This is a genomic window from Corallococcus exercitus, assembly GCF_003611585.1.
GTDB lineage: Bacteria > Myxococcota > Myxococcia > Myxococcales > Myxococcaceae > Corallococcus > Corallococcus exercitus.
In genome coordinates, this window is record NZ_RAVW01000670.1 from 1 (window position 1) to 3,135 (window position 3,135).

Below are 3,135 nucleotides of genomic sequence, written 5' to 3' on the forward strand. Positions count from 1 at the left end.
TCAGAGGTGTATAAGAGACAGGGAGCTCACGCGCCGCATTCTCGCGGGAAAGCGCGCCGGGCGTGAAGATTCCGACGGCCTGCCCGGCCGGCTACCCCTCGTGAAGGCAGACACCCTGGCGGGTCGGGCCAGGGACGCCCGTCGTCATTAGGCTGTTGTGCCTTTTGAATGTGTCACACCCACACGGTCTTCTGCTGGCAGCGATGAGACGGGGTGCAAGCGTTCAGTGCCCGGGCAGCGGGACTCCGGGAATGACGCGACGCACCAGTCAGTAGAGGGAATTAGCACCCACGAGGGGGGCTAGAGGAATCCAATGCCTTGTCCACAGCCGCGTCCCACCAAGTTCCACCTCCCGCTGCGGGCCGACTCGTTCTCCATCGAGGAGTACCGCAACGTCCACTGCCGCTTCTACGGCGGCTGCATCGATGTGGCGGTCCGTCAGGACTGGGAGAGCTTCACCTGCGCCAAGTGCCCGCTGTTCCAGCAGGACAAGGCGCCAGGCGCCAGCTCGTATGCCTTCACCCAGCCCGCGAACTTCGGGCAGCCGTAGTGTCTCTGTTTCAGGTCTGTGATTGAGACGGCCGGGCGTCCCGCCCCTTTCCGCGCCTCTCCGCTGGGAGGGGGAGCGGGCTGGAGGGACGCCCGTCGTCCGGTTCCGCTTCTTGTACCCCTGGACACTGCGTTCCCGAGGGACCGGGTCCACCTTGTCAGGCGGTGAGGGGACACCGGATGCAGGAGCGGCGTGTCACATCGTGGCTGGAGTTGCAGGACCTGCTGTTCGCGGGCTCGTGGAACGAGCCGCTGGGCCGGTTCCGCACGAGCTTCGTGTTCCGGGGGGTTCCGGACGCGAAGCTGGATTTGACGGCGACGCTCAACCGCCAGGGTGCGTTCGTGCGGCAGGAGCGGGACCTGCTGCGGGCCTTCCGCAAGTACGCGCGGGGCGTGCCGGGCACGGAGCGGCTGACGTCCATCTGGGACTGGCTGGCGCTGGCGCAGCACCATGGGATGCCCACGCGGCTGTTGGACTGGACGTTCAGTCCGTATGTCGCGTTGCACTTCATGACGGAGCGCATGGACCTGCTGGAGGAGGACGGCGCCATCTGGTGCGTGGACTATCACCAGACGAACCAGCAGTTGCCCGGGCCGCTGCGGGAGCAGTTGCGGCTGGAGGGCGCGGACGTGTTCACGGCGGAGATGCTGGCGTCGGTGGCGGGGGACCTGGCGACGTTCGACGGGTTGGGAGAGCAGCCCTTCGTGTTGTTCTTCGAGCCGCCGTCGCTGGACGCGCGCATCGTGAACCAGTTCGCGCTGTTCTCGGTGATGAACGGGCCGGACCTGAGCCTGAATGATTTCCTGGGGCACCAGCACGAGGGTGTGCGCAGGCTGGTGGTGCCGGCGAAGCTCAAGTGGGAGGTCCGCGACAAGCTCGACCAGGCGAACATCACCGAGCGGGTCCTCTTCCCCGGCCTGGACGGCCTCAGCCGCTGGCTGCGCCGCTACTACGCCCCCCGTCCCCGGTAGGGGAAGGCTCGTTCGCCGGAGCTTCGGGAGCGGGCGGTGGGGTCTCCTGTGATGGAGACATGGCCGGGGGCGGAGTGTCCGGAGTCGGTGTTGGCAGGGGGACCGCGAAGGAGGCATCTCCCGCCGGTGGAGGAGCCTTGGCGATCACCTCTCCCTGGGGAGTGACCGCATAGGCATCCCATGCGTCGAGGACGCGGATGCGAGGTCCACCACACCGCCTGAAGTCCTGGTGCACCGCGACGAAGTAGAGGCCCTGGGTCGCCCCGGTGAAGACCGAGACCGCCAGGCCCTGTTCCGGGCTTGCGCAGCCCTGGAACAACGTGGGGTCGGGATTCGTGCGGATGAACTCCCGCACCGCGCCTGCCGCGGCCACCGCGGCTCCGGCCTCCATGGGTTGTCCCACGAGGGTGGCGGAGGTCTCGTCGGGCCATTCGATGGGCGTCTTCCACGCCGTCGGCCTCGCGGCACATCCCGCAAGCACCGCGATACATCCTGCTGCCAGTGCCCTGCCCCTCATCGATGCTCCCTATTCACGCAGCAGCCGCAGCGGTCCATTCGTGCACTGGGGTGCCGACCCCAGGTGACTCTGTGTCGGCGCGCAGGTGCCCAGGAGGATCCACCTTCGCCGCCGTTCACTCCATTGCTCGACCTCGCCCGTGGGAAAATAGCGCAGGTAGACCCGGCTGCCGTCCATGCGCTCCGCGACCAGCGCGGAGGCCATCTCGATGGCCAGGTCCTTGAACAAGGCAGGTGCGGGATTGCCGGGAACCAGGCGCACCACCGCCATGGCGGTCAGCGGATCGAACGCATCCGTGGGCCAGGCCATCAGGTCCACCGAAGAGGGTGGGCTGCCACACGGGTGGTTATGGATGAACCCGACCACCCAGACCTGCGAGGCAGGGTAATCATCATCCAGGACATGAAGTGGCGCGGAGCAGCGGTCCTGGCTTCCGCGAACAGGTTCGGACACGCGCCAGGACAGGGCATTTCGCCCGCCGGTGACATAGACGGTCGCGCAGTACTCCGTGGACAGTCCCTGGATGGGCCGCAGCGTCGCGGGGTCACACGTCCGGGCACCTGGACGCTTGAGCAACGCGTCCGCCACATCCCGCATCAGGTCGATGGGGATGGAGTTGTCCCCGGCGGGCATCTCGACCGCGGGCACCTCCGCCCAGGGACCGCGAACGGTCCTGGCGGCCGCGACGCTGGTGGGCACGGGCATCGAGGCTGAGCACCCCACCAGCAGCACCAGCAATGACAGCAGCGCGAATCGCACGGCGCATCCTCGCACCCACGCGAGGAGAGCGCCTCATGCATTCACGCGTGCACGGGTTCCCCACCCGGCGGGCCGGACCGGTCCCTTTCGTGCCGTGCCGCGAGCTCCGCGTTTTCCTTCGCCCACCGCGCGTTGTCTTCGCGCTCGTTCTTGTGCGCGAGCGCGCCCCCCATGAGGACCCCACCCATCACCAGCAGCATCACCAGGACTCCCACCACCATCGAGCCGACGATGATCATCTGAATGCACCTCCACCTCCAACGATGCGTCGCGCCCGCCCCTCCCGCAGGCCCGGGCCGGCACGCCCTGCGGGACCTTGCCTCCCCGTTCGTCTCCCC

4 protein-coding genes are annotated in these 3,135 nt (G+C 67.8%); 2 read left to right on the forward strand and 2 right to left on the reverse strand.

From position 1 onward, the window contains the following. Positions 1–313 precede the first annotated feature (313 nt). Together D7W79_RS40585 and D7W79_RS40590 are read left to right on the forward strand one after the other, a co-directional pair. Positions 314–550, forward strand: coding sequence for a hypothetical protein (locus D7W79_RS40585; RefSeq protein ID WP_120530553.1), 237 nt, complete (start codon positions 314–316; stop codon positions 548–550). Positions 551–729: 179 nt separating this feature from the next. Beyond that, positions 730–1,521: an FRG domain-containing protein gene (locus D7W79_RS40590; RefSeq protein WP_120530554.1), complete on the forward strand. Its 792-nt coding sequence runs from the start codon at positions 730–732 to the stop codon at positions 1,519–1,521. A 526-nt stretch (positions 1,522–2,047) separates the two neighbouring features. Here D7W79_RS40590 and D7W79_RS40600 read toward each other — a convergent pair. Both D7W79_RS40600 and D7W79_RS40605 read right to left on the reverse strand, forming a co-directional pair. Then, a complete protein-coding gene (locus tag D7W79_RS40600) occupies positions 2,048–2,797 on the reverse strand; it encodes a hypothetical protein (RefSeq protein WP_244222251.1) in 750 nt (249 codons plus the stop codon). Between the two features lie 41 nt (positions 2,798–2,838). After that, positions 2,839–3,036 carry a hypothetical protein gene (locus tag D7W79_RS40605; protein WP_158617178.1) on the reverse strand — a complete coding sequence of 66 codons (198 nt, stop codon included), beginning with the start codon at positions 3,034–3,036 and terminating at the stop codon, positions 2,839–2,841. Positions 3,037–3,135 lie beyond the last annotated feature (99 nt).

Excerpts from the sequence above, each read along its gene's own strand:
- D7W79_RS40585 (WP_120530553.1), top strand. The coding sequence starts at position 314 with ATGCCTTGTCCACAGCCGCGTCCCACCAAGTTCCACCTCCCGCTGCGG.
- D7W79_RS40590 (WP_120530554.1), top strand. The coding sequence starts at position 730 with ATGCAGGAGCGGCGTGTCACATCGTGGCTGGAGTTGCAGGACCTGCTG.
- D7W79_RS40605 (WP_158617178.1), bottom strand. The coding sequence starts at position 3,036 with ATGATCATCGTCGGCTCGATGGTGGTGGGAGTCCTGGTGATGCTGCTG.